The sequence below is a fragment of the Nonomuraea sp. NPDC003560 genome, from assembly GCF_042878785.1.
Classification (GTDB): domain Bacteria; phylum Actinomycetota; class Actinomycetes; order Streptosporangiales; family Streptosporangiaceae; genus Nonomuraea.
This window is the reverse complement of sequence record NZ_JBIAOF010000023.1, coordinates 18,525-42,331: the sequence shown is the minus strand read 5'-3', so window position 1 is coordinate 42,331 and position 23,807 is coordinate 18,525. Positions and strand designations below refer to the sequence as shown.

23 protein-coding genes and 2 pseudogenes are annotated in these 23,807 nt (G+C 68.6%); 13 read left to right on the top strand and 12 right to left on the bottom strand.

The window, feature by feature from the left end:
- The first annotated feature begins 228 nt into the window (after nt 1-228).
- Entirely contained in the window at nt 229-435 is a 207-nt protein-coding gene (locus ACFYUV_RS49980; RefSeq protein ID WP_387682948.1) for a hypothetical protein, read from the top strand.
- 799 nt (nt 436-1,234) lie between these two features.
- Nucleotides 1,235-1,612, top strand: a complete 378-nt coding sequence (locus ACFYUV_RS49975; protein WP_387682946.1) for a hypothetical protein — start codon at nt 1,235-1,237, stop codon at nt 1,610-1,612.
- Between the two features lie 464 nt (nt 1,613-2,076).
- Here ACFYUV_RS49975 and ACFYUV_RS49970 read toward each other — a convergent pair whose 3' ends face one another.
- From ACFYUV_RS49970 to ACFYUV_RS49950, 5 genes are all read right to left on the bottom strand, one after another.
- Nucleotides 2,077-2,505, bottom strand: a complete 429-nt coding sequence (locus tag ACFYUV_RS49970; RefSeq protein WP_387682944.1) for a lasso peptide biosynthesis B2 protein — start codon at nt 2,503-2,505, stop codon at nt 2,077-2,079.
- A complete protein-coding gene (locus ACFYUV_RS49965) occupies nt 2,502-2,765 on the bottom strand; it encodes a lasso peptide biosynthesis PqqD family chaperone (protein WP_387682943.1) in 264 nt (87 codons plus the stop codon). The genes ACFYUV_RS49970 and ACFYUV_RS49965 overlap by 4 nt, the downstream gene beginning before the upstream one ends.
- On the bottom strand, nt 2,762-4,633 hold the full coding sequence (locus ACFYUV_RS49960) for an asparagine synthase-related protein (protein ID WP_387682941.1): 1,872 nt from the start codon (nt 4,631-4,633) through the stop codon (nt 2,762-2,764). Before ACFYUV_RS49960 ends, ACFYUV_RS49965 begins: the two co-directional genes overlap by 4 nt.
- 21 nt (nt 4,634-4,654) lie before the next feature.
- A complete protein-coding gene (locus tag ACFYUV_RS49955) occupies nt 4,655-4,789 on the bottom strand; it encodes a lasso RiPP family leader peptide-containing protein (protein ID WP_387682939.1) in 135 nt (44 codons plus the stop codon).
- Between the two features lie 673 nt (nt 4,790-5,462).
- Nucleotides 5,463-6,275 carry a PDZ domain-containing protein gene (locus ACFYUV_RS49950; RefSeq protein WP_387682937.1) on the bottom strand — a complete coding sequence of 271 codons (813 nt, stop codon included), beginning with the start codon at nt 6,273-6,275 and terminating at the stop codon, nt 5,463-5,465.
- A 379-nt stretch (nt 6,276-6,654) separates the two neighbouring features.
- Between ACFYUV_RS49950 and ACFYUV_RS49945 the strand changes: the two genes are divergently transcribed.
- Nucleotides 6,655-7,065, top strand: a complete 411-nt coding sequence (locus ACFYUV_RS49945) for a tyrosine-type recombinase/integrase (RefSeq protein ID WP_387682935.1) — start codon at nt 6,655-6,657, stop codon at nt 7,063-7,065.
- Nucleotides 7,066-7,321: 256 nt separating this feature from the next.
- On the opposite strand, the gene ACFYUV_RS49940 is transcribed toward ACFYUV_RS49945, so the two are convergent.
- Nucleotides 7,322-7,756 (bottom strand): hypothetical protein, encoded by a 435-nt coding sequence (locus ACFYUV_RS49940; protein ID WP_387682934.1) that lies wholly within the window; start codon nt 7,754-7,756, stop codon nt 7,322-7,324.
- 136 nt (nt 7,757-7,892) lie between these two features.
- The gene (locus ACFYUV_RS49935) at nt 7,893-8,966 is read right to left on the bottom strand and encodes a glycosyl hydrolase family 18 protein (protein WP_387682932.1); all 1,074 of its coding nucleotides are present in this window, start codon (nt 8,964-8,966) and stop codon (nt 7,893-7,895) included.
- Nucleotides 8,967-9,384: 418 nt separating this feature from the next.
- Here ACFYUV_RS49935 and ACFYUV_RS49930 point away from each other — a divergent pair, with 418 nt between their 5' ends.
- The gene (locus tag ACFYUV_RS49930) at nt 9,385-11,889 is read left to right on the top strand and encodes a LamG domain-containing protein (protein ID WP_387682930.1); all 2,505 of its coding nucleotides are present in this window, start codon (nt 9,385-9,387) and stop codon (nt 11,887-11,889) included.
- Nucleotides 11,890-11,958: 69 nt separating this feature from the next.
- Complete coding sequence (locus tag ACFYUV_RS49925) at nt 11,959-12,975, top strand: hypothetical protein (RefSeq protein WP_387682929.1); 1,017 nt, start codon at nt 11,959-11,961, stop codon at nt 12,973-12,975.
- 81 nt (nt 12,976-13,056) lie between these two features.
- Here ACFYUV_RS49925 and ACFYUV_RS49920 read toward each other — a convergent pair whose 3' ends face one another.
- Nucleotides 13,057-13,197, bottom strand: coding sequence for a hypothetical protein (locus ACFYUV_RS49920; RefSeq protein ID WP_387682927.1), 141 nt, complete (start codon nt 13,195-13,197; stop codon nt 13,057-13,059).
- Nucleotides 13,198-13,330: 133 nt separating this feature from the next.
- A complete protein-coding gene (locus ACFYUV_RS49915) occupies nt 13,331-13,573 on the bottom strand; it encodes a hypothetical protein (protein ID WP_387682925.1) in 243 nt (80 codons plus the stop codon).
- A 288-nt stretch (nt 13,574-13,861) separates the two neighbouring features.
- Here ACFYUV_RS49915 and ACFYUV_RS49910 point away from each other — a divergent pair, with 288 nt between their 5' ends.
- Both ACFYUV_RS49910 and ACFYUV_RS49905 read left to right on the top strand, forming a co-directional pair.
- Nucleotides 13,862-14,230 carry a dienelactone hydrolase family protein gene (locus ACFYUV_RS49910; RefSeq protein WP_387683001.1) on the top strand — a complete coding sequence of 123 codons (369 nt, stop codon included), beginning with the start codon at nt 13,862-13,864 and terminating at the stop codon, nt 14,228-14,230.
- A complete protein-coding gene (locus ACFYUV_RS49905; protein ID WP_387682923.1) occupies nt 14,227-14,418 on the top strand; it encodes a hypothetical protein in 192 nt (63 codons plus the stop codon). Before ACFYUV_RS49910 ends, ACFYUV_RS49905 begins: the two co-directional genes overlap by 4 nt.
- A gap of 112 nt (nt 14,419-14,530) precedes the next feature.
- On the opposite strand, the gene ACFYUV_RS49900 is transcribed toward ACFYUV_RS49905, so the two are convergent.
- Nucleotides 14,531-14,995: a luciferase family protein gene (locus ACFYUV_RS49900; RefSeq protein WP_387682922.1), complete on the bottom strand. Its 465-nt coding sequence runs from the start codon at nt 14,993-14,995 to the stop codon at nt 14,531-14,533.
- A gap of 146 nt (nt 14,996-15,141) precedes the next feature.
- A pseudogene (locus tag ACFYUV_RS49895) lies at nt 15,142-15,321 on the bottom strand (NADP-dependent oxidoreductase); the annotation flags it as partial.
- 143 nt (nt 15,322-15,464) lie between these two features.
- Here ACFYUV_RS49895 and ACFYUV_RS49890 point away from each other — a divergent pair.
- The 6 genes and pseudogenes from ACFYUV_RS49890 (at nt 15,465) to ACFYUV_RS49865 (ending at nt 22,165) form a co-directional block, all read left to right on the top strand.
- A complete protein-coding gene (locus ACFYUV_RS49890; protein ID WP_387682920.1) occupies nt 15,465-16,745 on the top strand; it encodes a LuxR C-terminal-related transcriptional regulator in 1,281 nt (426 codons plus the stop codon).
- 648 nt (nt 16,746-17,393) lie between these two features.
- Nucleotides 17,394-17,618 (top strand): hypothetical protein, encoded by a 225-nt coding sequence (locus ACFYUV_RS49885; RefSeq protein WP_387682918.1) that lies wholly within the window; start codon nt 17,394-17,396, stop codon nt 17,616-17,618.
- Between the two features lie 160 nt (nt 17,619-17,778).
- Nucleotides 17,779-18,177: a hypothetical protein gene (locus ACFYUV_RS49880; protein WP_387682916.1), complete on the top strand. Its 399-nt coding sequence runs from the start codon at nt 17,779-17,781 to the stop codon at nt 18,175-18,177.
- 998 nt (nt 18,178-19,175) lie between these two features.
- Nucleotides 19,176-20,823: pseudogene (gene istA, locus ACFYUV_RS49875) on the top strand (IS21 family transposase).
- Nucleotides 20,820-21,503, top strand: coding sequence for an IS21-like element helper ATPase IstB (istB, locus tag ACFYUV_RS49870; protein ID WP_387682914.1), 684 nt, complete (start codon nt 20,820-20,822; stop codon nt 21,501-21,503). The pseudogene istA and the gene istB overlap by 4 nt, the downstream one beginning before the upstream one ends.
- A gap of 71 nt (nt 21,504-21,574) precedes the next feature.
- Entirely contained in the window at nt 21,575-22,165 is a 591-nt protein-coding gene (locus tag ACFYUV_RS49865) for a hypothetical protein (protein ID WP_387682912.1), read from the top strand.
- A gap of 12 nt (nt 22,166-22,177) precedes the next feature.
- Here ACFYUV_RS49865 and ACFYUV_RS49860 read toward each other — a convergent pair whose 3' ends face one another.
- Complete coding sequence (locus ACFYUV_RS49860; protein WP_387682910.1) at nt 22,178-23,776, bottom strand: tyrosine-type recombinase/integrase; 1,599 nt, start codon at nt 23,774-23,776, stop codon at nt 22,178-22,180.
- Nucleotides 23,777-23,807 lie beyond the last annotated feature (31 nt).

Genomic DNA, 23,807 nt, shown 5'->3' with positions numbered 1-23,807 from the left:
CACACACAGTATGGGTATGCAGTTGCGTGAGTGGATCCATGAGCGAATCCATCGCAACGTCGTCTCCGGCGACTTCCAGGCGCGAGCCGATTCAGCGGGACCCCGGCGGAGCCGTGGAACGCGGTTGGTCCCGGATGTGGATCGATAAGAGGGGGAGGAAGTATGGCGGTTATCACAAACGCGTGGGTGTACGAGAGCGGGGCGCTCGGGTTCAGACGAGGCAGCCAGGTGCACATCACCGACCGCGGCCAGGGGAACACCACGGCACTCGACGACCTGATCAGCGGCCTGCCGTGGGCAGACCCCGATTGCGTGTGGCACTGGCAGAGCAGTGGCGCCTACGGCGCCATCAAGGGAGACAAGACGTACATCAGCGACCAGTCCGGGGTCCGCGATATCCACGAGCAGTGGCCTAGCATCCCCATGGATTGGTGACGCTCGACTCAGAGCTGTGTGCAGATCGGGCGAACGGCCCTCGCGCCTGCGGGGGCCGTGACTTGTGCGGTGGCCACTTCTCACCAGTCCGTCTGCGCCGTGACCTGGCCCTATCAGCAGGCGGCCGGTCAGCTGTAGAGCTGGCCAGGTCGGCAGGGGCTGGGCGTTCAAGCGCTCCAGGAGCCCGGCCGTCAGCGTAGGGGGCACCGGGATACGGCAGAAGCGGGGTCCCGCGGTCTGATCGCACCGCATGCGAAGCGGCCTCTGGAGCGGTTCTCCAGAGGCCGCGATGGCAAGCGACGTCGCGGTTCTACGGAGCCGGAACTTCGCGCACGAGCCAGGAAGTCCAGTCGCACCAGACGAGGCCGGGCAGGAACGCCCCGCCCGACCTCGTCCAGGTTGCCCTCGACGAGTACCTCGCGCCCACCCTCGGTCGCGGCGGGCGTTGACCGGTTCGCCCGTAGCGCCTGGCCTGACCATCCCCGGCAAGTCCTCCCTTGCCGCTCGTCGGCAAGGGAGGACGCGCGCCCTGCCACGGTCACCGCCTCGCGGGCGCCGCCTGCCGGGCACCCAGATCGCCTGCGAGCTCAGCGTCGGCAGGCCGATGCCGTACCGGGCGCCGATATCCAGGAAGGCGGGGCGTCGTCTGCCGCAGGCCGGGTTTACGGCCAGTCGTCATCCTGCTGGATGGTTCGCTCCATTTGAGGCTGCTACACACATCTCTCTTTACAGAGAGTAGCTATTTGCATACTTAGAGTCAAAGATGGTGGTTGTCCGTCATGAAAGGAAGAGCATCCTCGTGAACGTCACCGCCCCCACCTCCACCAGGCGCCTGGCGGCCGTCATCCTGGCCGCCGCCGCCCTGACCAGCGGCGCCCTAGTCGCCCCCGCCCCGGCCACCGCCGACACTCCCTACCCCGAACCTCTCTACACCTGGGCCACCATGCGCTGCCGCAACGCCGGCGGGCTCCCCGCAATCTTCGGCGACACGATGCGCTGCGAGGGCGGCACGTACAACGGCTGGAGTGTCAACCTACGACCCACAACCGTCACGCGGAGCGACTGTCAGCTCGCAGGTGGCGCGCCCGCGCTCGTCCCGCGCCGCCCTGCCAACCGCCGCGAGTACTACTGCAACAACCCCTACAAGCCCTACCACGGGTTGAGGATCAATGGCTGACCTCACCCTGGCGAGGAGTGGCACCGGGATACGGCAGAAACGCGACGCCGCCAGCCCTCAGCTGGCTTACCGAGGTCCAACCACTCACAGTGGGCCGGTCATGCCCTTCTCGCGGTGACGTCTCGGTGCGACGCCGGGCAGGGGTACGTCTTGGGAGCAGGCCAGTTTGCCGACAGCCGCGCGCCGGGCCCGCTCCGGCCGCCCGGTCGTACCGCGCCGCGCCGGCCAGTGGAAGCCTGTCCGAGTAGGGCTTGCGCGGCGGCCAGGCCCACACCAACGTCGAGGAGTTTGCCCAGTCACGGGGGTTACCTGGCGGTTGGGGACACACGTTCGGCAGTGGAGGGCCGAGTCGACTGCGAAGTGGACGGCCAGCATCTACCAGCAGTCCGAGGATCGCCCCTGGCACTCGGCGCACTCACGATCGCGTTCGCTGCCACCCGGCCTGAGGATCCTCCCATGGCGGTTCACCACGTGTGTTGTGGGGGGACGGCCAGGACGGGGGTGTAGTAGGCGGGGTCGTGGGGTTCGTCGATCGGTTCTCCGTCGACGGCGATCCAGGCGTGTGCGCTGAAGAACGGTGTGGTGCGCACTCCGGTGCACCAGGTCGGCCAGGTGCCTCGCAGGCGGCACAGCAGGGCGGCGGCCAGGGAGCGCTGGAGACATCCGCGGTCGATCGCGCAGCGGCGGCTGACCGCTGTCACGGCGGAGCGGGCGGCGCTGGCTTGGGCGGCGGTGGCGGGGCAGGCGCCGCGTCGCACGAGGCGCAGGACTTGCTGGATGCGGTGCGGTGAACGGCCGGCCAGGACCCTGGCCGCGGCAACGGCCAGGAGCGCGGCAGGCCGGTGGCGCCTGGCGAGGTGGCCGCCCGTGGGGAGAGCGAGGTTGTGGCTCATGGCCGATCCTGGATGAGCAGGTGTGCGGCGCGGAGTTGCTGCAGGAGCGCGTGGACGTCGTCGTCGGCGCGGCGGGCGGCGGCGGGGTGCCGCAGTGTCAGGCGCGTCGCAGCTTCCGTCATCGAGGCTCCCGCCAGCAGGTCGCTCAGGATGAGTGTGCCGGTCGCGTTGAGCTGCCAGTACTTTCCGGAGCGCGTGTCCAGCAGGACCATGCCGTTGCCGGTCGGGGTCGCGGTGATGTGGGTGCGCAGCGCGATCATGGTGTGATGCCTTCGATCGTGTCGGGATGCCTGGGGGAATCCGGGAGCGGTTCGACTGCGGTGGCGGTGGTGGTGAGTGTGCGCAGCCATCGCTCGCAGGCCAGTGTGCCGTCGAGCTTGATCAGGACGGAGGGGTTCGTGTGCGGGGCCAGCAGGGCGCGCTGGGCTGCGCCGATGTCGATCAGGCCGCATCGTGCGAGTTCGGATTCCTCGATGAACTGCAGTACGTGGCGGCGGTGCCGCAGCCAGTCGTGGTGGAACTCGGCGCTGTATTCGCCTTTGGTGGTGCGTTCGCGGATCTGCTGTGGCAGGAGGCCTTCCATGGCCGCGTTCAGCAGGGGTTTGAACCGGTAGGGGGACAGGCGGTCCTCGGGGCGGACGGCGAGTGCCGCGTGCAGGACGTGGTCGTCAAGGAATGGTGCGGCCAGGCGCACTCCGTGCCGGCGGAACAGTACGTCGGTGCGCCCCACAGCTTTCCCGCTGTTGCGTGCGAAGAGCAGTACGGTGTGCTGGTCTCGCCGGCGGGCGAGGGGTTCGACGCCTTGCCGGGCGCGCGTGCGCAGCAGATCCCGTGCCGCGCTGATCGCGTCCTGGGTGGCCCAGGGCGGCATGGTCGCCGTCGTCTGCCAGTTCAGGTCGACGGCCCACCCGCGCGGGTGGGGTGTGGTCAGTCTTTCGGCGGCGCGGGCGAGTTCGGTCGCGGGCGTGGTGCGGGCAAGGAGGGGGCCGAGGATGCGCGACCATGGGAGCCTGTCCTTCGTCCGCTGGGCTCGCACATGGTTCAGGCCGAGCAGCGGGCGGGTGCGGATCAGGTCGTGCAAGTAGGCGATGCCGGGTTGGAAGAGCTGGTCGCCGCCGATGCCGCGCAGGTGGACGCGTGGCCTTTCCTCGGCTGTGGTGCGGGCGATGTACTCGGATTGGGCCCGGCTGGTTTCGAAGGCGTAGGGCTCCTCGGCGTCGGCGGGTGGCGCCTCGGGGCCGAATGCGTCGAATCTGCCGCCGGCCTGGTCGCAGGTGTGCTCGCGGTGGCGGGCCCCGGGCAGGTGGGCGGCGGCGAGGCGCGCGTAGGAGGTGTCGTCGTTGGCGGCGTCGCGGCCTCTCTGATGGAACGTGACCACCTGGGCCGGCCCCTGGCAGGCCAGGAAAGCGAGGCTGGTGGAGTCCAGGCCTCCCGACAGATCGCAGGTGACGGTGCCGCCGGGCGCGGTCCGCGCCTCTACCGCCCCCGCCAAGGCTGCCCGGACGGAGCGGGCTCCCTCGGCCAGGGTGAGTGCGGGGTCGGGCGGTGACCAGCGACGGCGGGTGCAGGCAGTCCCGTCGCGTTCCAGGCAGAGCCAGTGATCGGCCGGCACGGGGGTGACATTCTGCCAGGGGGTGTCTTCGTGCAGGGGAAACGGGACGTACATGGACGTCAGGCGCAGCGCCAGCCAGGCGGAGTCCCAGTGCGCGCCAGTCAGCTGGGCCAGGAGCCGGGCGGAGTCCGCCGCGACGACGGCCTCACCCACCCGGGCGTGGAAGACGCGGCGGACGGCGGCCAGGGTGCCCTGGACGCGGACCCGGCCGTCGGCCGAGGCGATGACGTGGAAGGAGCCGGGCAGACCAGCGAGCGCGGCGCCGACATCGTCGAGGGACCTGGCCTTGGAGGCGAGGGTCTGCAGCGACGTAGTGGTGGCCGGACTCTGGCCGGCCACCACTACCCTGACGCGGCCCGACGCTGCGATCGTGACATCGTCGTCCTGCCAGTGGCCCATCACCCAGGGCCGGCCGGAGGCGTGCTCGATCACCTGCGTCGCCGACGGGCGGAGGGTGCGTGCCGCGGTGAGGCCGGTGTCGCTGTCAGGAAGGGCGACGAACCACTCCTCAGCCACTACCCTCTCCCCGTCTTCGAGCTAGCCGCGGTAGTAGTCGTCGTAGCCGTCCATGTTGCCCTCGGCTCGGGGACCCATCGTGAGGTCGGAGAAGTCTCCGGCCTCGGCCAGGGCCGGCGGCTCGTACAGGTCGTTCTGGACGATTGCGTGTTCCATTAGCCTCTCCTTACAGCGGTGCAGCCTTGTGGCCAATATTTCCCTTCAACGGTTCCATGCCATGCGGAAGCCGGAATTCTCATTCCGCCATAAACCGCCCGGCAAGGATGAAGGCGCAAGCAGAACGTATGCTCATGAACATGCTCTGCTCCTGAATATGCTCCACGACCGCAACGACCAAGGCGGCGTGTCGCCGCTGGTGTCCCCTTAAAGGTTTCCCCGGTCACGGGCGAACGGGTGTCCGGTTGGTGTGGGTTCGGGCTCGGCGCATGCGGAAGCTTTCGCCGTCGGTGACGACGACGACGCTGTGGCGGGGGAGGCGTCGCTGATGGCCAGCCTTCGAAGTGTGCCGGATCGTCGTCAACGAGGGCTCCCGCATCGGCTGCTGGTGATTGGCGCTGTCGGCACGCGCGACGATGGTGGTGGTGGTGGTGGGAGGCAACACAGTGACGGTGATCTGACAGTGACTGGCGGTGGGCTGCAGGCGCGCCGCCGGACAAGCTCGCCCGGATCGGCGCCCGGCCGGTATCCGCTGACAGGCCGCTTCGAGTTTTCAGGCAGAGCGAACCTTCCGCCGGGTGCTCGCGGATCTGGACGAGGCGTGGTGCGCCGCCCGACCGTGTACGAGGGCAGCGGAAACGGGTGACTCGCTCGTACCGGTCTGCGGCGATGATCACGGCTCACCGTCAACCAGGGTGGCTTCGGCGGTTCTGACGCTGCCGTCGGGCCTGAGGTACGTGACGGGGACTGTGGCTCCCGCGCGAACCTGTCCGATGCGGGCGGCACGCTGCTGGCTGGCGTTGGTGATGGTCTTGCCGTTGAAGGAGATGATGACGTCACCGGGGCGGATCCCGGCCTTGTCGGCCGGACTGCCCGGCGCGACGGCGGCTATCAGCGCGCCGCTGTTGTCGGGGGTGTCCTTCGGGGCGATGCCGAACAGGCCTTGCTTGCCCTCGGTGATGATCACGTCGAGGGGCTGCTGCTCACCGTCGACGGTCAGGCTTCCGCTGTAGCGGGCGCGGGGCATGGGGGCGTTGGGGTCGGCCTGAAGCCAGACGCGTACGGGCGTTCTCCACCGCCACCGGCCCGGGGGTGTGCGGGCGGTGGCGGTGGACCCGTCGGTGGCGATGGCCTCGGCGCAGGGGCGGGGACGGCAGTCCATCTCCAGTCGGGTGATGCGGGTGTGGGGCGGAGCAGTGAAGACGAACGTGCCCGGGGTGGGGCGGGTGCGCTGGTCGGGCGGGAAGGTGACGGGCTTGGCAGTGCCCGGGACGTCGAGTTCCGGCACCTCTTGCTGCGGTTCGACGCGCGCAGACGACGCGGAGGGTATCGCCGAGCCTGTTCGGGGCGCTACCGATCCGGCAGCGCGAAGCGTGGACCCGGCGGCCTGGGCGGCGCCGGGCAGTACTAGCACGATCAGTGCCACGGCCCCCGTGATGGTGCGCTCGACCGCGATGGCCAGGCGCGGCATGAACTGCTTCGGCATGGCAGTTGTCCCTCTCCTGCTGGTGGATCTTTGGCTGATCCAAACCAGCCAGTGCATACTCAAGGTAACTGAACAATTACTGAGTGTGATATAGCGTGATGGTGAGCGCCCATTGACTCTGCGACACAGAATTGGCATTACCTGTCACACACAACGACCGCTGACGGTGGAAGCCCAGCTCGGCCCTCGCCCACACGAGGGCGACTCGGTAGCGTTATCTGTCACAACGGCCCTTGCGACATCGGCCCGCGGAGGTGGTCATGTCGGTCCTCGCCGCTCCCAGCCCGCACGAACCCGCCGCCCTCGCGGCGCCCCTGCCGCCGAGCGCGCCACCGTCGCCGGCGCCCGCGTCGTCTCCAAGGGCGGCGCCCTCGAATACGTGCACTGGGCTACCGCCACCGCACACCTGCTACCCCGCCTCCTGAACGGCCGCCAGGCCGGGCCGGTCTTCCTCGCCGACCGGCGTGCCCCCGCCTCCGGACGCCGCGCGCCCGCCGCCGCTGACATCTGCCCCGTCACCGGCCGGGGCCGGCTGTCCTACTCCCGCGCCGAGTACCTGTTCAAGACCGCCTCCGCCGCTCTGGACCCGCACGGCGACGGCTGGACCCTGCACCAGCTCCGGCATAGCGCGCTGACCCATCTGGCCGCCGCCGGCCGCACCGCCCCCGAACTGCAGGCCAAGTCCCGCCATCAGCACCTGTCCAGCCTCGGACACTACGTCCGCCTCGGCGAGGAGACCTCCGCCCGCATCACCGCCACGCACGACCCCGCCGCCCGGCGAAAGCGCTGACGTCAGACGCGACACCTACGCCCTGTGGTGTGTTTCTGGCGTACTCCGGCCGTACCCACTGCGGCCGTTCAATTCAGCGGCTCCAGACGCACGGGGTGACGAACACTACAGAGAGCTACTTCGGGGCTGGTCGCGCCGACCCGAGCAGGGGCCCTCGAACAAGGTGATGCCGGTGAAGGTCGTCCCGCCGAGCTGGGCGGTTTCGGGAAAGGGCGCCCTGCAACGCCGCAACAGCCGCTCGCGAGGCATGGCTGCCTCACCCCTGCCGTCCGGTGTCGCCCCGGAGCGCCGCGCGCGCGGCGTCCTCAGCCCGCCACGCACTGCGCACCTGACCCAGCAGCGCACCGTTGCGCTCGAATCCCGCCTCCGCCAGCCCCGCCATTTCCTCACGCAGCACGCGGCCGACACGGTCACAGTCGGCGCTGGCCTGATCGCGAGCTCGGCGGGCGCTGACGACCTGGTCCGGATCGCCGGCGGCCGACGCGGCGGCGAGCTTGGCTTCGGCCTGCTGGTATCGCTCGTGCAGCGCCTCGTGTTCGGCGGCGAGCTCGGCGAGCCAGGCTTGGGAGACGATGCGCTCGGCGTGGGTGATCGTCACGATCTCGGCCACCGCTTGATGTGCGGCGTCGGCCTGGTCCAGGAGCGCGTCGACCTCGGGCTGTCCGGTCCGGCGCCGGTCTGGGTCCGTCATCGATGCCCGCTCCCTGTTCTCTGCTGAGTTTCGTCCCCGCTTCGACAGCGCTGGCAACGACACTAGTGGTCCGTCACCGAATCTCGGACGGGTAATTGGTCTGTCCCGGGACCGGCGGCCCGGTCCCGGGAGGTGGTCAGCTTTGCCGTAGGGCGGGCATCGGGAGGGGGATGGCGTACGCGGTGGCGCCGCCGCCCACTCCTCCCTCGCAGGAGTTCGGAGGTGCGGTGGTCACGCCCCTTGTGGAGGGGCGTTCGGCGGCCCAGAACATGTAGCCGAGCATGCCGGAGGTGAGGCCGGCACCCTTTGGCGCGGCCGTCTGGACGAACGATCCCGTGGACTTCTGCAGCGAGGTGCTGAAGTTCGTGCATTCGGGGCGGACCTTACTTCCTTCAGCGATGTAGAACGCGCCGGTGAACTTGGCCGGAGCCAGCGACGGGATCGGCGGAGAGTAGGTGGGCTTGCCGTCGATGTGCTCCTGCCAGTTGGCTATGGCGTCGGAGCTCCTGGGCTGCTGGGCGGGCACCATCGCGTTGGCGTAGTCCAGGACCGGGGTATCGGTGCGCAGCCAGTCCGCGGTCGCCTTCCTGGTGATGTCAATGAGCCAACGGTCACCGGCGGCGAGGTCGATGGTCAGCCGGGCGGCTGGGTTCGCACCGCTCGCGTCGTACGGCAGTGCGGAGCGGTAGGCGTTGACGAAGGCCTCCAGACCGGCCAGGTCGGGCCTGCTGTTCTCCTCGTAGTCGATCTCTATGCCGACGCCCAGCCGCTGGGCGACCTCGGCCGCGTTGCGCCCGAACTGCGCCGCATTCTCCGCCAGGGCGGAGTTCCACGCGGTGGTGTACGTGATGCCGCCGATGGAGAGCATCACCCGGACTCCACGGCTGGTGAAGTAGTTCACGATGTCAGCGGTCATGCCACGCGGCACGCCGTCGAGGGTCTGCGTGTCGGTGGTCTTGTGCAGCAACTTGACCGGGTGGACGAAGCTGAGCACCACAAGGTTGACCGAGGGGCGGCCGTCTCCTCGGTCGATCAGCCAGTGGTTCTTTGCGTCGAAGTCTGTTGGGCTGCGGACGTTGCCCCAGATGCAGGCGTCATCACCGCAGTGCCAGGCGCCGTAGACCTGCAGCGGGGTCGCAGCGGCCTGTGCGGGGACGGGCAGGAGAAGGAGGGGGAGGAGTAAGGAGACGAGCGCGGCCAGACGGCGCATGCCGATACCTCCGTTCACGAGGAACTGGAAAGGAGGTTAACTAATTCTGCGCGGTGCTGTCCCTCCCCCCGGAGGACACACCCGGGTCCCACAAGGGCTCGTGTCGCCATGAGCGCTCAGCTAGTGGGCCCATCACCGAATGTCGGACAAGTGGTTGACCTTCGGCGGTGATCGGTGCCTACGTCCGCTGGCGCAACGCCCGGGCCGGGGCGGATGGCAGTGCCTGAGGAGGGGCTGGTGGCGCGCGAGCGGGAACGGGCCACGCGGGAGCTGCACGACACCCTGGCCGCGCTGCCCAGCGTGCAGCAGCGGGCGGTGCCGGACCTGCTGCTGGAGGTGCCGCTGGCGGGCGCGGGCGATCAACTCCGCCACCGGCATCAGTTCCCCCTGGCCAGACTGGCAGGGCCTGACCGTCGACGTGCCCGACCAGGTCTCAGAACCGGCCGTCGGCGCGCTCCAGGTCACTCCGTCGGAGCAGGTCGACGGCGCCACCGTCACCCCGACGCTGACCCCGGCGCTACTGACCCAGGTGAACGACCCGGTCGCCAAGCCGCTGCGGGCCGAGTTCGAGATCGAGCACGACCCGTCCGCGGCCGGGCAGGGTACCGGTCAGATCTGGACCGCCGCTCTCGACAACGTCGCCTCCGGCACCCAGGCCACGGCCACCGTGCCCGGCGGCAAGCTGAGCGACGGCTGGAAGGTACGCTGGCGGGCCCGCGCCGTCTCTGCCACCGCCGCTTCGGCCTGGTCGGACTGGCAGTCCTTCACCGTCGACCTGCCCAAGCCCACCGTCACCGACCTTGCCACGAACCCATCCAAGGTGGTCGACGGCGTGACGGTGACCACCACGCTCACTCCCCGGTTGCAGGCCATCCTCACCCATCCGACCGCCGCGGCCATGCGCGCCGAGGTCGAGATCGAGCACGATCCCGCCGCACCCGGGCAGGGCAGCGGTCAGATCTGGACCGGCGGGCTCGACAATGTCGCCTCGGGCACCCAGGCCTCGGTGGCCGTTCCCGGTGGGCAGCTGACCGACGGGGGGAAGATCCGCTGGCGCCTGCGTGCCGTCGCCGCCGACGCCTCCTCGCCCTGGTCATCGTGGCAGGCCGTGACAGTGGACCTGTCCGAGCCGCTCGGCGGGCCCCTGGCCCGGACAACGGGACCAGTCATCGCCACCGACCAGAGCTTCACCGTCGCGGCCTGGGTCAAGTGGAGGGACGCCGACGGCGCCTACACCATCGTCGACCAGAAGGGCACCAGCACGGTGCCTTTCCACCTCGGCAACGACCCCGCACTAGGCCTGACGTTCACGTTCTCCAACGCCGATCAGGCCGATCCGACCGTCGCGGGCGTGTACTCCGGGGTGAAGGCACCGGCGAACGAGTGGTTCCACGTCGCCGGCGTTTACACCGCCGGCTCAAGCACCGCCACCCTGTACCTCAACGGCGGCGAGATCGGCAGCGCCGCGCTCGGCTTCCCCGGATGGAAGGCATCGGGGCCGATGAGCCTCGGCACCGCGATCGCGGGAACGCTGGACGAGACCTGGGTCTACAACCGCGACCTGATCCCCGAGGAGATCTTCGCCCTGTACGACGCCAGCGGCGCGGCACCCGGCGAGCTGAAGGCCACGAGGATCGCCTCGCTCACCGACCGCATGACTCCGGAGGACTGCGTCAAGAACTACGGTACGGGCAGACGCACCCACGGTCTGATGAAGAACCGCTTCAGCGGCTGCATCAAACACGAAGTGGAGGCGATTGACTCCTACAGCATCTGGGACAGCATCCCCCACGGGGCGATCGGGCCTCAGGGCGTGGCTGACGACGACCGTGACGCCTACAACTGGAAGGCGGACGTGATGTTCATCGCCAGAACGTTCTCTGGCGGAGAAGGACTCGAGGCCGGCGCCACGACCCGCGACATGATGTTCGACTTCTACCTCGGCAACGTCGATGACCAGGGCGACGTCTCGATGCTGGGCAGCACGCTCACCATCGGCATGAGTCCGGCACGCGACCAGACGGCTTGCAAGCACATCACCACCTTCAACGGTTCCCGGCAGCAGAACCACGTTGCCAAACTCATCACCGAATGGAACCAGGTGGCGCGCAAGGACGGCCAGCCATGGTCGAAGATCGCGACCTTCCGCTTCCGTGCCGACCCCGCCAACGCACCAGCGACGCGGATCGACCGGTCGGGGAATGTGTCCAACACCGAGGACAGGATCTCGAACTGCAACATGCAGCCGTACGTCGAGATCTCCCGGCCGAACGACGTCGACCAGACCGTCGTGTACAACTACGGCACCTCCGAACGCGACATCAAAATCAAGTGCGACAACGCCAGCTACATTGCCGCACGGTCCGGAGGATGCACGCTGGCCATCACTCCGTCCATCGAGTGGAAACTCGGCGCGGCCTATGATCTGGCCTACTACCACTACTGGAAGGCGTGCTACGACAAGGCGGACACCTTCCCCAAGCAGGTGAACAAGACCATCGTCGGCTGCGCGATCAACAACAGCGGCAGACCCGACAAATCACAGTTCTTGTGGCGCGTCGGTGACCCCCGGCAGAAGAACAACAATGCCCGGGCGGTGACCAGGTGCCGCAGCCTGTGGCCGCGGCTCGTGACGGATCCCGATCCCCGCGAATGCGACGAGTATCCCTTCGCCTCCGCGGGCAACCGCACCAGCGGCGAGGACGCGGCCAGGAACTTCTCGGTCTGCGCCATGGGCGCCGGAGCCTGGGAGCCCAACCAGGTGGCCGGCAAGAAGCCGAAGCGCCTCTATGACCGGGACCGCATCCTTCGAGAAGATCACTACTTCAACAGGTTCGCCACCACGCCAAGCCCCATCCCGCCCATGACCGACGTGTGCTGGAAACCGATCAACACCAGCTCGATCTACTACAACCAGCCCTAGACCGGACCGTACGCGCCGCCGTGGAGGCCACGCCCTCCACGGCGGCGCGCCCCTCCGACCAGGAGACGCATGAACCTCGCGCAAACGATCTCCCACTATGAGCATGTCCTCACGGACGACAGTGGCTGGCTTTCGGAGGGCTTGTCCTGGACCGTGGTCCGCCCCTTCCGGACCGCCCTCTCCCTTGAAGACCTCGCGGGCCGGATGACCGGCGGCGGCCGGCCGGACATCGTCGAAGCCTCCGCAGACATCGAGCCGGACACGGTCTACCTGGACGTCTCGGCTCAGTCGGGCATGCTCCTGGAGCCCGGCGGATTCACCGCCATCGGCCTACCGCACGTTCTTACCTGGCTGAGCCATGAGGCCCAGGTCTGGCACCTGTCCTGGAATCTCACCGGTCACCAGAGCCTGACCTACCTCGTTCATGGCCAAGTTCTGGCGAAACTCGCCAGGCTCGATGAGCAGCCGATGACCCTCGCGCCCGAACTGCAGGCGCTACGCGCCATCGAAGGCGCGCCCTGGCCGCGAAGGGCCGCCACCGCCATGGCCATCGTGGAGGCTCGCACCGGTGCCCACGTCGAACGCCGGTGGTTCGACCATCCGCGCCGGGTGGCCCTCCTTGATCAGCCGATCTCATCGGAGCCTCTACCGCTCGGCCTCTGGCACCACGAGCCTGACCTGCACGCCCAACTGAGCGCCTCGCCTCACCAAGCGCGCCGAGCGGCGCTCCTTGTCATGGCGGAGACGCTCATCGACGCCTTCGACCTCGCCACCGAGCTCACCGGCCCTCTGGACACCGTACGCCAGGACCTGGCTCTGACGCGGGAAGACCTGACCGCCATGCGCGCGGTGTACGAGGGCCTCGGGCGCCCATGGGCGGGACTTCCCTTCGCCACGCGCGAGCACGACGACCAGCAGTGGCGGCGCTGGGTCGCGGCGAACGCCGTCCGCCACGCCCTGCGGTCGGTCAGCGACGCAGCGGCCTCTCACCTGAGCGCCTTGACGTACGCACGAGAGGCCCTGGACGGCGACTGGACGACCCTCCGGACCCGGCTCTACCAGCTGATCGACCACCCGCCACGCTGACTCCGGGCGTCGCGCCAGGACGCCGGACATGTGTCCGCGATCGCCATCACGGGTGGCCGGGTACGAAGGACCGCGTCAGGTCTACGGCCTGGTGGCCGCTTGGTGGGCCTCCCGGGTCGTGCAGGGCACGCGCACCCGGTGGTCGCACAGCAGGCAGGTGGTGTGGAGGCTGCGCCCGTCGCTGCCGTGGCCGTGCAGGATCGTCTCCAAGATGCCGGACAACTGCTCGCGCTGCAGTGCGCTGAGGGGCTCCAGCAGCGCGGCGAGTGCCTCCTACCGGGCGGTGAGCACATCGCCGACCACCTGCCGACCCTCCGGAGTGAGTGACACAAGGACCCGGCGGCGGTCGGCCTCGTCATCGCGGGCGTGGCGCGTCGCCCAGCCCGCTTCCTGCAGTCGGGCGGCGCTCGAGTGGGTGAGGAATAAGGCCCTGCTCAGCTCGTTCGACGAACAGGTCGTCGAACGTGGCCAGCGCGACGAGGCCCGCCGCCAGTGACTCGGACTTGCCGGGCAGGGCGGTCTGCCAGGCACGGTGCACGGCGTCGTCGGCCACCAGTGCGCAAGCACCGTAAAGGTTGACCGCTCGCTCCAGGCTCACCTGTCGAATCTAACGACCAGGTCAGACAGCGACCAAATTCGCTCCGGACCGCGCCGACGTTAAGGGCCGGGTTTGGTGGTATATGTGCTTGGACGCACGCACATATACATCGCCGGCGTATCTGGAGTGCCATGAGCCCCCACCGGGCGCACCACACCCAGCCGGACAACGGGCAGGTTTCCGGCGTCCGTCACCACCGCCGGCCCCAGGCGAGGTCAGAGATCGGACGCCTCCGCCAGAGTCTGGTGCACCGCCCGGGCCGGAGCTTGCGCGCCTCACACCGGCCAACTGCCGCGAACTGCTCTACGACGAGGTGCCCTGGCTGACAGGCGCGGGACTGGCGCCGCCGGGCTCGGCCTGTCCGGCGCCGCGGGCTTCTACGGACCGCCGCGCTTCCTCGGCGACCGTACGGCGCAGCCGTCCGCGCCGCTGCTCATGCTGCTCGCCGGCGATGACGTGGCGACCACGTCCCAGGGGTACAGCAAGCTGTTCGCCGCCTTCGACCGCGCGGGCAAGGAGTACGAGGCCCACACGTACGAGGGAGCCCCGCACTCCTTCTTCGACGCCTCCTACGGGCAGTGGCGGAAGGCGTGCACCGACGCCTGGCACCGCCTCCTCGCCTTCACCGCTCGCCAGGACGGCGAGGTGGACAGGTGAATGACCGGTACGAACGCGGCCTCGCCCGCAAGGCCGAACTGGGCGGCCCCGGCCCAGCCCGCGCCGCCGTGTACGACGCGCTCGCGGGCCGGGTGACCTCATCAACCCGCGCGCGATCTTCTGCGTCGGCGGCCTGGCGGGCGTCGGACCGGCGCGTGGGGGAGGCCCTGCACATCTCGCTGCGCTAGCCGTCCGCCGTTCGCGGCAGGAGCACACACCCGGTGCCTGGCTGGCCGCCGCGGTCAACCTCTGCGCCGCGGGCGGGCGACGCGGCCAGGGGTTGACTGCGGGGCCGGGCGGCTACAGGGTCCTGCCGGTGGCGTATCGGTAGGAGGCCGCGACGACGCTTCTGGCAGTCTCCAGTTCTTGTGGGCTGCGGGGACCGTAGAGCATCACCACGTTGATCGTGGGTGAGTACAGGGGATGGCGCTCGCCCCAGCCCTTGGCGATGAGCTCTTGCTGGTCCTCCTGTGACAGGGCCATGTGCAGGCTGCCGTCGACGTGGACGTGGGCGAACTCGGCGACCAGGCGGGGCGGCAGGAGCACCGCTCCCTGCGGCGGCACCGCGTCCTGGTGCAGGAAGAAGGCGAGCGAGCCTGGCTCAGAGACTTCGCTCGGCCTGATCTCGGTGCCGGGAAGCCGGGTGCTCATCCACTGCGCGAGCTGTTCGCGGATCTCGCCGGGGCTGTTCTGGCTGAGCTGGACGTGCGGAACGGACGGGCCGGTACGGGGACGGTCCCCGGCGCGGGTGGGAAGGGACAGCATGACGGACTCCTCAGAAAGTGATGATGATCTTGCCGCGCGTGTACTGGCCTTCGGCCCGGTCGCGCATGGCCTGCGAGGCTTCGTCGAACGGGTAGGTCGCGGCCACCTCGAGCCACCACCCCGGTGGCACCCACGCCGGGCACGAACGGGTGCGTCACCGGGAACATCGCACGCAGCTCACCCGTGACCAGCTTCACGTCGATGGGATTGAGCGCCGCAGCCTGCACACGGACCTGCACCTGGCCAGGGCCGGGTGACGGGTCGGGCACGTCATGGACGCGCAGCTGCTCCAGGGGGCCGAAGGCAGCTGCGACGAGAGCTTTCATGATCAGCGGCTCCTGATGTGGCGGCGAATCGGGCAGGGCAAGCCTGCTCGCCGCCCGCCCTCCCGCTCACCGTCCGTCCGGGCGGCACCTGCTACCCGAACGGGCAGCGACCTCCCTTGCCCGGCGTCGCCTAGCATCAGCGCATGGACCTGCCCGACCCGCACACCGCGCTGGCGGCAGCCGCATCCGTGCTGCGGGCGCCGACCGGTGCCATGCTCGAACCGCTGTCACAGGCGCTGGCCGAGTTCTTGCCGCACCGGGCGGTGACCGTGCTCACCGGCGACTGCGCCCGGCATCCCATGAAGGCCCACGGCGAGACGGCGATCACCGAGAAGATCACCAGCGCTGAGCTGGCCCGCGTGGGCGGCACGGTCGGCGTGGGCCGGCCCTGGTCCGGCCGGGCGCGCCTGGCCGGCGAGGACCTGCCGGTGCTGGCTGTCGCCTCCCGCCCGGCCGGGGCCTCCGGCGGCCTGCTCGTGGTGGTGACCGTCGGCGGGGACGCGCCCACCGGCCCGCCAGCCGAGCTGGTGCAGCGGCTGTGGGACCTGGTCGCCCTGCAGCTGATGCACCGCGCCGAGAACCTGCCCCCCGCCGACCTGGCCGGCAACCGGGTGGCCGCGGGCGAGCGGGCCCGCGTCATTGCCGAGCTCACCAGCACTCACGCCGGCACACTGCAATCCCTGCTCGGCACCTTGCGCAGCCGTACGCTCGACGACGCCGCCGCCCGGCGCACCGCCACCGACCTGGCCGTGTCAGCGTTGATCGAGTTGCGCGCCGCGTCCGACCTGAATTCCATGCTGAGCGAGGAGCCGGCCGGGGCGTCCTTCGACCGGTTGGCAGGCAAGCTGGCACCCCTGGCCCGCCACAGCCAGGTGTCGCTGGAGCTGGCCGGGCCGCGTGACCGCGACCGCGCCCTACCGTCCGACATCGCCAACACCGCCCTGGCCCTGGTACGGGGCGTCGTGGTCACCATGCTCGAGCAGGACGGCCTGACGAGAGTTCGCGTGTCCTGGGAGCCGGAGGAGTCCGAGCTCCACCTCGTCGTTCGCGACGACGGGCCGGGCACACTCACGGCCGGCGCGCTTGCCCTGCGCCGTCTGGCCGAGCTGGCAGCCGCCGTGGACGGCCGTCTCTCCCTCGACGCCGTCCCCGGCTGGGGCACGACGATCAGTGCCGCGCTGCCGCTCACCCCGCCCGCACCGCCGGCCCCGGACGCCGCCCTGGCCGCGCTCAGGCCACGCGAGCTCGAGGTGCTCGAACGGCTGGCGCGCGGCCTGCGCAATCGGCAGATCGCCGAAGACCTGCTGATCAGCGAACACACTGTGAAGTTCCACGTGGCCAACATCCTGGCCAAGCTCGGCGTGGGCACCCGTACCGAGGCCGCCGCCCTTGCTCATGCCTCTGGTCTAACCACGCCGGCTTGACTGCGCCAGCCTGACTGCGCCGGGCAACGCCCGGCCGCCGTGCTCGGTACGCCGACAGCGGCCGTGGAGGTTTCACATCCTGGGGCCGTGCTGAGCGCGGTGATCGCGGCACTCAGCAGCAGGGGCGCGCTCATGATGGGGCAGGCTGATCGGCTGCTGGATATGTGAACGCCGCGCAGGTGTGGCACCACCGACCCGAGCAGGATCAGTTGGACGACGCACGACGAAGGCCACACCGATGTTGTTCAGCAGCAGGCAATGCGCCGCCATCACCACCGCGACCCACCATGCCATTGACGGGGGCGCGCCGTGCCTGGCCGGCACGAGGGCCCGATGGTCATCCGGGGGTTGTCAAGCGAACTAGCTGGTCAGCAGAGCGAAGGCATGTCAGGCACGTAGGGCAATCAGCCCGGCTCAGGTTTCATCGGAATCATAATGGTGGCTCGTTCGAGTATTCACTTGCTTGCGCGTTTCGGCGGGTGTCGTGTCCGTGATGAGCTGGCGGGCCGGTGAGTCGTCCATCGTTTATCTTGGGTTCGCAGCCCTTCCCGCAGCTCAACGCGATGTGAGCTTGTCGGGCACGTAAGGCAAGTAGGCCGCTTGTCGCCTTGGGGCACCGGCCGTCCGGCCCTCGACGCTTTCCTCGCCATGGCCCCCACCGCCAATCCCAACATGCACCGCGCCTACGCCTTGGCCATCGACCGCGTCACCGCGCGGCTCGGCCGCGACCGGCCGCTCGCCGAGGTCGCCGACGCCGAGATCGGGGCCGCGCTCACCGAGCTGTGGGCATGCCCACGTGACCCGCTTCCGCTGTCGCCGCTTCCGTGCGGAACCGAGAGTCGCGAAGTGCTCCTGCAGATGAATGGGAAATGAATTGAATGCGAGGTGAGAGCTCGTCTCCCGGCCGGAGGGGCCCTCCGCTCCCGAACATGTCCCCAGCCGTCAGGTAGCGGAGGGCCGTATAGCCATGACATATCGATTCCATAGCGGTGCTCCCTAGAGTTCTGCTCTGGCTCTTGAAAGGGGAGTTTCCATGGCACGAAAGTCCGTCCTCGTAGGGATCGCAGCCCTCGCTATCGCGGTCGCCACGTCCGCCACGCCCGCCCAAGCGGCGGCCAGCACACTCGGCTGCACAGCCGGGGACGTCTGCATGTACTCCACGTACCCGCCTGTGAGCAGCTACAAGATTGGCATCGGCCGCGGCGAGGACTGGAAGGCAGGGGAGCCCTACTACTACGTCAGATCAGTCTTCAACAACGGTACCTACGACGGCAGCGGGGAATATCAGGCGAAGGTCTGGTTCCACTGGTGGGACAGCAACGGCAAGTTCCAGAGGACCTACGTCTGCACGAAGATCGGAGACAAGAAGCGGGTCGACTCCAACGGCATCGTCGCCGTCGACGAGATCGACTGGATGGCCAGCTGCAGTTAGTGTGCTGAGTGGTCATTCATGATCAGCCTGCTGGCTGGCGATATGCCGAGCTCGACGCTTGCACCCTTGCCGCTGACCGACCAGGAACGGCGAACGCTGGGAGGCTGAACGCGGCGTCGCAAGACCGCCACCCCGCCAGCGAGCAGGCCGGCGTAGCGCGAACTGATCCGCGTCATTCGCCGTGGTGTCGGCGCTTCGGAACTATCAATACGTCCGAACTTGATACGCAGCGTGTCCAGTAGTCCGGAAGCCCCCGGTTTCGCCGGGTCGCCTTGGGGCCAGGGACATACTCGGAAGCGGCCGGCCGGCCAGGACCGGACTTTCCCGACAGGTCCACGCGCGCGTACGCAGGGAGAGTTTCGGGACATTCCGGCCCGGCTGACGTCGCTTTCCCGATCTGGCCTTGGCCGTCCCCGCCGGCGACAATGCCTTCCGGCGGCCATCATGTCGTCTACGGCGTCCATCATCTGCCTGCCACATGGACGCCACCCCAGCCGGTGGCGTCCGCAGACTAGCCAGAGCCGTTGGCCGGGGACGGCCGACGTGCCTATCTCCAGAAGGCGGCGCCCTTCTGTCCGTAGAAGCAGCCGCGGGGCGGTTCGCCGGGATATCAGTCTGTCGGGTGGTCCGTCGCGGGGTTCTCATGGATGTGCTGGCACTCCTCGTAGTAGGCCCGGCGCTCGGGTCGGTGTCACCAGGGGCAAGGTAGCTCAGAGTGAGGGCTGACCCGACAGAACGTGAGCTCTGTCGGGTCTCCCCAATCGCATTCGCCCAGGTCAGCGTCTAGGACACCTTGAACGCCATGATTCGGCCACTGCCCGGCCCCGGTTGTCCACATCCGTAACCGCTCTGGTTTCGTTCGGGTGTAACAGCAACGTTTGTCGACGAGACTCGGCAACACCCCCTGATCGTCGGGTTGTCGTGTTGATGAGTTTCAGCAACACCCAGGGGCTTGCGGTGGGAGTATCGGATGTGTCACCCACCGTGAGGGGCCTCGGATGGTGCGGCAGTCCAAGACCGAGCTCTACGCTGCGATCCGACGCGACGTGCGAGGCGGGATGTCGATCCGGGCCGCGATGCGCAAGCACTCGGTGTCTTATCCCACGGTGACCAAGGCGCTGGCGTCGGCCTGGCCCCAACCGCGTAAGAAGCCGCCGGCGCGGCCGACCCGGCTAGACCACTACAAAGCGTTGATCGACGCCATGCTGCTGGCGGACTTGGACGCTCCTCGAAAGCAGCGCCACACCGCCAAGAGGATTTTCGACCGACTCGTCGACGAGCACGACGCGATGGACGTCTCCTACGGAATCGTACGCAGATACGTCGCCGAGAGGCGCCCGCAGATTCGCATCGAAGCCGGTCGCGGGCCGGTGGAGGCGTTCATCCCGCAGAGTCACCGCCCTGGCGCCGAGGCGGAGGTGGACTTCGGTGACGTGACGGTGCGCCTGGCCGGAGAGCAGTGACCTGCTACCTGTTCAGCCTGCGTCTGTCCTACTCCGGCAAGGCGGTGCACCGCGTCTTCGTCTCCTGCGGCCAGGAGGCGTTCTTCGAGGGCCACGTCCACGCGCTGAACGTGCTGGGCGGGGTGCCCTTCGGCAAGATTCGCTACGACAACCTCAAGGCCGCGGTCGCCCGGATCCTGGGCTTCGCCCGCCAGCGGGTGGAGACCGAACGCTGGACAGCGTTTCGCTCCCACTACGGCATCGAAGGCTTCTACTGCCGGCCCGGCATCGAGGGCGCGCACGAAAAGGGCGGAGTGGAGGGCCAAATCGGCTGGTTTCGCCGCAACCACTTCGTCCCGGTGCCCGAGGTCGCCTCCCTGGCCGAGCTGAACGCGATGGTCGAGCGTTGGGATGAGGAAGATGAGGCCCGACGGATCCGCTCCCGCCCACGCACCATCGGTGAGTACTTCGCCATTGAACGGGAACTGCTCAAGCCGCTGCCGGACGAACCGTTCGAGACAGGCCGGCACTTCGCGTGCGAGTGGACCGTCATAGCCAGATCCACGTCCGCACGAACCGTTACTCGGTGCCGGTGCGCCTGATCGGCCGAAACGTGCGCGTAGTTCTGCACGCCTCCGAACTGGTCGTCTTTGACGGGCGCGAGGTTGTCGCCCGCCATGAGCGATTGAAGGCCAAGGGCCAAGCTCGCCTGGTGCTGGACCACTACCTGGAGGCGTTGGTGCGCAAGCCCGGCGCGTTGCCGGGCGCCACAGCATTGGATCAGGCCCGCGCAGCTGGGCGTTTCACCCCAGTGCATGACGAGTGGTGGGCTGCCGCCTGTAAAGCACACGGCGATTCCGAGGGCACTAAAGCCCTGGTCGAGGTGCTGTTGCTGGGTCGCCATATGGCCCACGAACACCTCGTCGCCGGGATCGCCGCCGCACTTCGCGCCGGCGCATTGACCGCCGATGCGGTGGCGCTGGAAGCTCGTAAGGCGGCCGAAGCCGATCAGGCGGAGTCGGTGACCTCATCGCAGCAGCCGCCGGAGCCCACCCAGCACGCCACGGTGACGTCGCTGACCGCGCGGAGGCTGGCCCAGCTTCCGCCCGACAACCGGCCGCTGCCTTCGGTTGCGGTCTATGACCAGCTACTGCGCCGCCGATCCAGCGGTCAGGGCTCCTCCAGTAAGGGAGAGACGCAATGATGTTCAACCGCAATCGCGGGCTGACCGAGCAGGCCGCGGAGACTGCCGTGGACACAGCCTGCCGGATGCTGCGGCTGCCAACCATTCGGGCGAAGTTCCCCGAACTCGCCGAGGCCGCCGCCCGCGAGCAGATGTCCTACCGCGGGTTCCTCGCTGAGCTGCTGATGGCCGAGTGCGACGATCGTGCACGGCGCCGCTCTGAACGTCGTATCAAGGCCGCTCAGTTCCCCCGCGACAAGTCGCTGCGCGAGTTCGACTTCGACGCCAACCCCAGCATCGACCCGGCGGTGATCCACACCCTGGCCTCATGTGAATGGGTGAAGAAGGGCCAGCCGCTCTGCCTGATCGGCGATTCGGGCACCGGAAAGTCACATCTGCTCATCGCGTTGGGAACCGAGGCTGCGATGGCGGGATTCCGGGTGAAATACATCCTGGCGACCAAGCTCGTCAACGAGCTGGTCGAGGCTTCCGACGACAAGCAGCTATCCAAGACAATCGCCCGCTACGGTCGCGTCGACCTGCTCTGCATTGACGAACTAGGCTACATGGAGCTGGACCGCCGAGGCGCTGAGCTGCTGTTCCAGGTGCTGACCGAGCGCGAGGAGAAGAACAGCCTGGCCATCGCCTCAAACGAGTCCTTCGGCAAAGCGCACATGTTCGCGCGAACTTGTGTCAGGTGACGCTGAAACTGCACAGGTTCGGGGCTCCTAAGGCGTCATGAGCGGTGATGGATCCGTGCCGATCTGAGAGCATGGGCGCGATCTCTCTTGGCGGGTTCGACCGTGCGCCGTCCGCGCCCTCGCAGCATCGGCACAAGTACCGGTCCGTGTTGTTGAATGGTGATCGCCCGACGAGCGTGCTGGAGGATGGCATGGTGCTGACCGAGGTGGCCCCGGAGGCGTTACCGAAGCAGCGGAGGAGGTGGCCGTTCTACGTGTGCCTGGCGCTTCTCGTCCCTGTCGCCGCCTACGTCCTGGTGTTCAAGGTTGCCGAGTGGAGGAACGACGAGAATCTGGCCCGGCTGGAGGAGCGGGCGAGTATGCTCCCGCTCCCGCCCGACACGGAGCCAGGTGATCTCGGTGTTCAGGGCACGGTGGGTCTTCAGTCGGGCAACAGCAATCATTGCGACTATCAGGTCCGCATGTCCCTGCTCACCAAGCTTCCGGACGCCGAGATCGCGCGCTACTACGAGTCCGCCAAGATCGAGGGTGTCGAAGGCCGCGCGCTTTCCGGCACCGTCTATGTCAACCCGAGCGGCTCCTGGCGGGACGGGTTCAAGGGCGTCATCGTGGAGTTCTTCGACGGATTTCACGAAGCCGGGTTCGACATGCGCTGCCACTGAGCAGTGAAGGTCTCATGCCATCGTATCGGGCACGCGGTTCGAGTCGACATGATCGGCGAGATAGATCATGACGCCTTCGGGGTGCATCCCGAAGGCTGCGGCGACGAGCTTGGCGTCCATGATGTTGACCAGGTCGATCAGGCGGGTGGAGCGGAGCATCCGCGGTGAGACGCCCGCCGGGTCCAGGACGTGGCTGACATAGGCGACGGAGGCCGGGTTCCGGCCAGCTTTGGTGCCCTTGGTGACCATCAGATGCGGGTTGCCGGTGCGCTGAGTCTCGCGGTGAGCCACGCACCGCTGCACGGTTCTCCAGCTGGCCGGATCCAGGGGCACGAGGTGGGGGCGTTGTCCGAGACGGATGGCGCGGTTGGCGGGATCGATGTCGTCCAGGCGCAGGTGACGGACCTCGCTGCTGGAGGCGCCGTGCAGCAGGGCGAGGATGCCCAGTAGTGCCTCGTGTGGGTGGACGGCTGGGTCGGTGGTCCATCTCTGGAAGAGGCGTCGCTGTTGGTCGAGGGTGAGGGTCTTGCCGATGAAGCCCTTGGCCGCCTTCGCCGACAGTCCGCTGGTGGGGTCGATCAGGATCATCTTGTGGTTTTTGGCGAAGCGGAAGAACTGCCGGGCGATCTGCAGCCGCCGGGGCCGGTTCTTGGGCTGAGCGGCTAGGAACGCCTCGATGTCGTGCACGTCGACCAGGGCCCAGTCCTGCTTTCCACGGGCGCTGACGTGCTGGGCCAGATCGCGCAGGGTGGACAGTTTGATGTCGAGGGTGATGTCTGCACGGGGCAGTGTCCCGGCCCGTCGGGCGCGCTCGCGGGAGCGCAGCAGGAAGGTGTTGAATGCCTCCGCCGCGGGCCGCAAGTGTTCAGGGACGGCGTCGATCCGTCGGCGACGGCGTCCGGCGGCCAGCCGTTCGGCGTGATCGGTGGCCAGTGCCAGACCGCGTTCGACGAAGAAGATCTCCAACCCTTGGGCCAAGGGCCCCATTGAGCGGCCGGGCAGCCGGGCCCGCTCCAGCAGGGCTTGGGGGTGGTTGGGGTGTTCGTCGTCCAGCAGCCGTCCCAGTTGGCCAATCAGGATGCAGGCTCGGGCCGGAGAGTGGCCGGCGGCCAGGTGGCCGATGAGTTCGCCCAGCCAGGGTGGAGGGTCGGTCAGCCGGGCGATGAGGTTCTCGCCGGCGACGAAGGGCCGTTCGGGGCGGCGCTGCCAGCAGGCGGAGCACAGGCCGTGGCCGGCATGCGGGCGCAGCTGACCGCAGTCGTCGCAGACGCGCGGTGGGTCCTTGGTCTGGCGACGTGAACAGGTCCCGCACCAGCCGGTGGATGGGCGCAGATAGCCCGGGCGGCCGCAGCGCGGGCACGGTTGTTGCGCCGCTCGCTGCCGAGCCTTGCGGCTGCAGTCCCGGCACAGCGTCGCCTCCGGCGAGCGGACAGGATGCCCGCACTCGGTGCAGACGCGTGAGCACGTGATGCACCGGCCGGTGTCGGCCTGCAGTACTCGTTGTTTGCCGCAGTCCGGGCAGGACGCCTTGGCGGCCGCTTCGTTGAGCCGTCTGAGGCAGCGGCAGCAGTGCAGGCGGCCAATGATGCCGACCGGGCCGCCGCAGTCCACACAGTCACGTTGCCGTTGACCCATCGCCGTC

Coding starts and splice junctions, on each gene's coding strand:
- ACFYUV_RS49925 (WP_387682929.1), top strand. CDS start 11,959: ATGAACCTCGCGCAAACGATCTCCCACTATGAGCATGTCCTCACGGAC.
- ACFYUV_RS49965 (WP_387682943.1), bottom strand. CDS start 2,765: ATGATCGCGCTGCGCACCCACATCACCGCGACCCCGACCGGCAACGGC.
- ACFYUV_RS49885 (WP_387682918.1), top strand. CDS start 17,394: ATGGCCCCCACCGCCAATCCCAACATGCACCGCGCCTACGCCTTGGCC.
- ACFYUV_RS49940 (WP_387682934.1), bottom strand. CDS start 7,756: ATGACGGACCCAGACCGGCGCCGGACCGGACAGCCCGAGGTCGACGCG.
- istB (WP_387682914.1), top strand. CDS start 20,820: ATGATGTTCAACCGCAATCGCGGGCTGACCGAGCAGGCCGCGGAGACT.
- ACFYUV_RS49935 (WP_387682932.1), bottom strand. CDS start 8,966: ATGCGCCGTCTGGCCGCGCTCGTCTCCTTACTCCTCCCCCTCCTTCTC.
- ACFYUV_RS49970 (WP_387682944.1), bottom strand. CDS start 2,505: ATGAGCCACAACCTCGCTCTCCCCACGGGCGGCCACCTCGCCAGGCGC.
- ACFYUV_RS49890 (WP_387682920.1), top strand. CDS start 15,465: ATGGACCTGCCCGACCCGCACACCGCGCTGGCGGCAGCCGCATCCGTG.
- ACFYUV_RS49950 (WP_387682937.1), bottom strand. CDS start 6,275: ATGCCGAAGCAGTTCATGCCGCGCCTGGCCATCGCGGTCGAGCGCACC.
- ACFYUV_RS49865 (WP_387682912.1), top strand. CDS start 21,575: ATGGGCGCGATCTCTCTTGGCGGGTTCGACCGTGCGCCGTCCGCGCCC.
- ACFYUV_RS49955 (WP_387682939.1), bottom strand. CDS start 4,789: ATGGAACACGCAATCGTCCAGAACGACCTGTACGAGCCGCCGGCCCTG.
- ACFYUV_RS49900 (WP_387682922.1), bottom strand. CDS start 14,995: ATGCTGTCCCTTCCCACCCGCGCCGGGGACCGTCCCCGTACCGGCCCG.
- ACFYUV_RS49880 (WP_387682916.1), top strand. CDS start 17,779: ATGGCACGAAAGTCCGTCCTCGTAGGGATCGCAGCCCTCGCTATCGCG.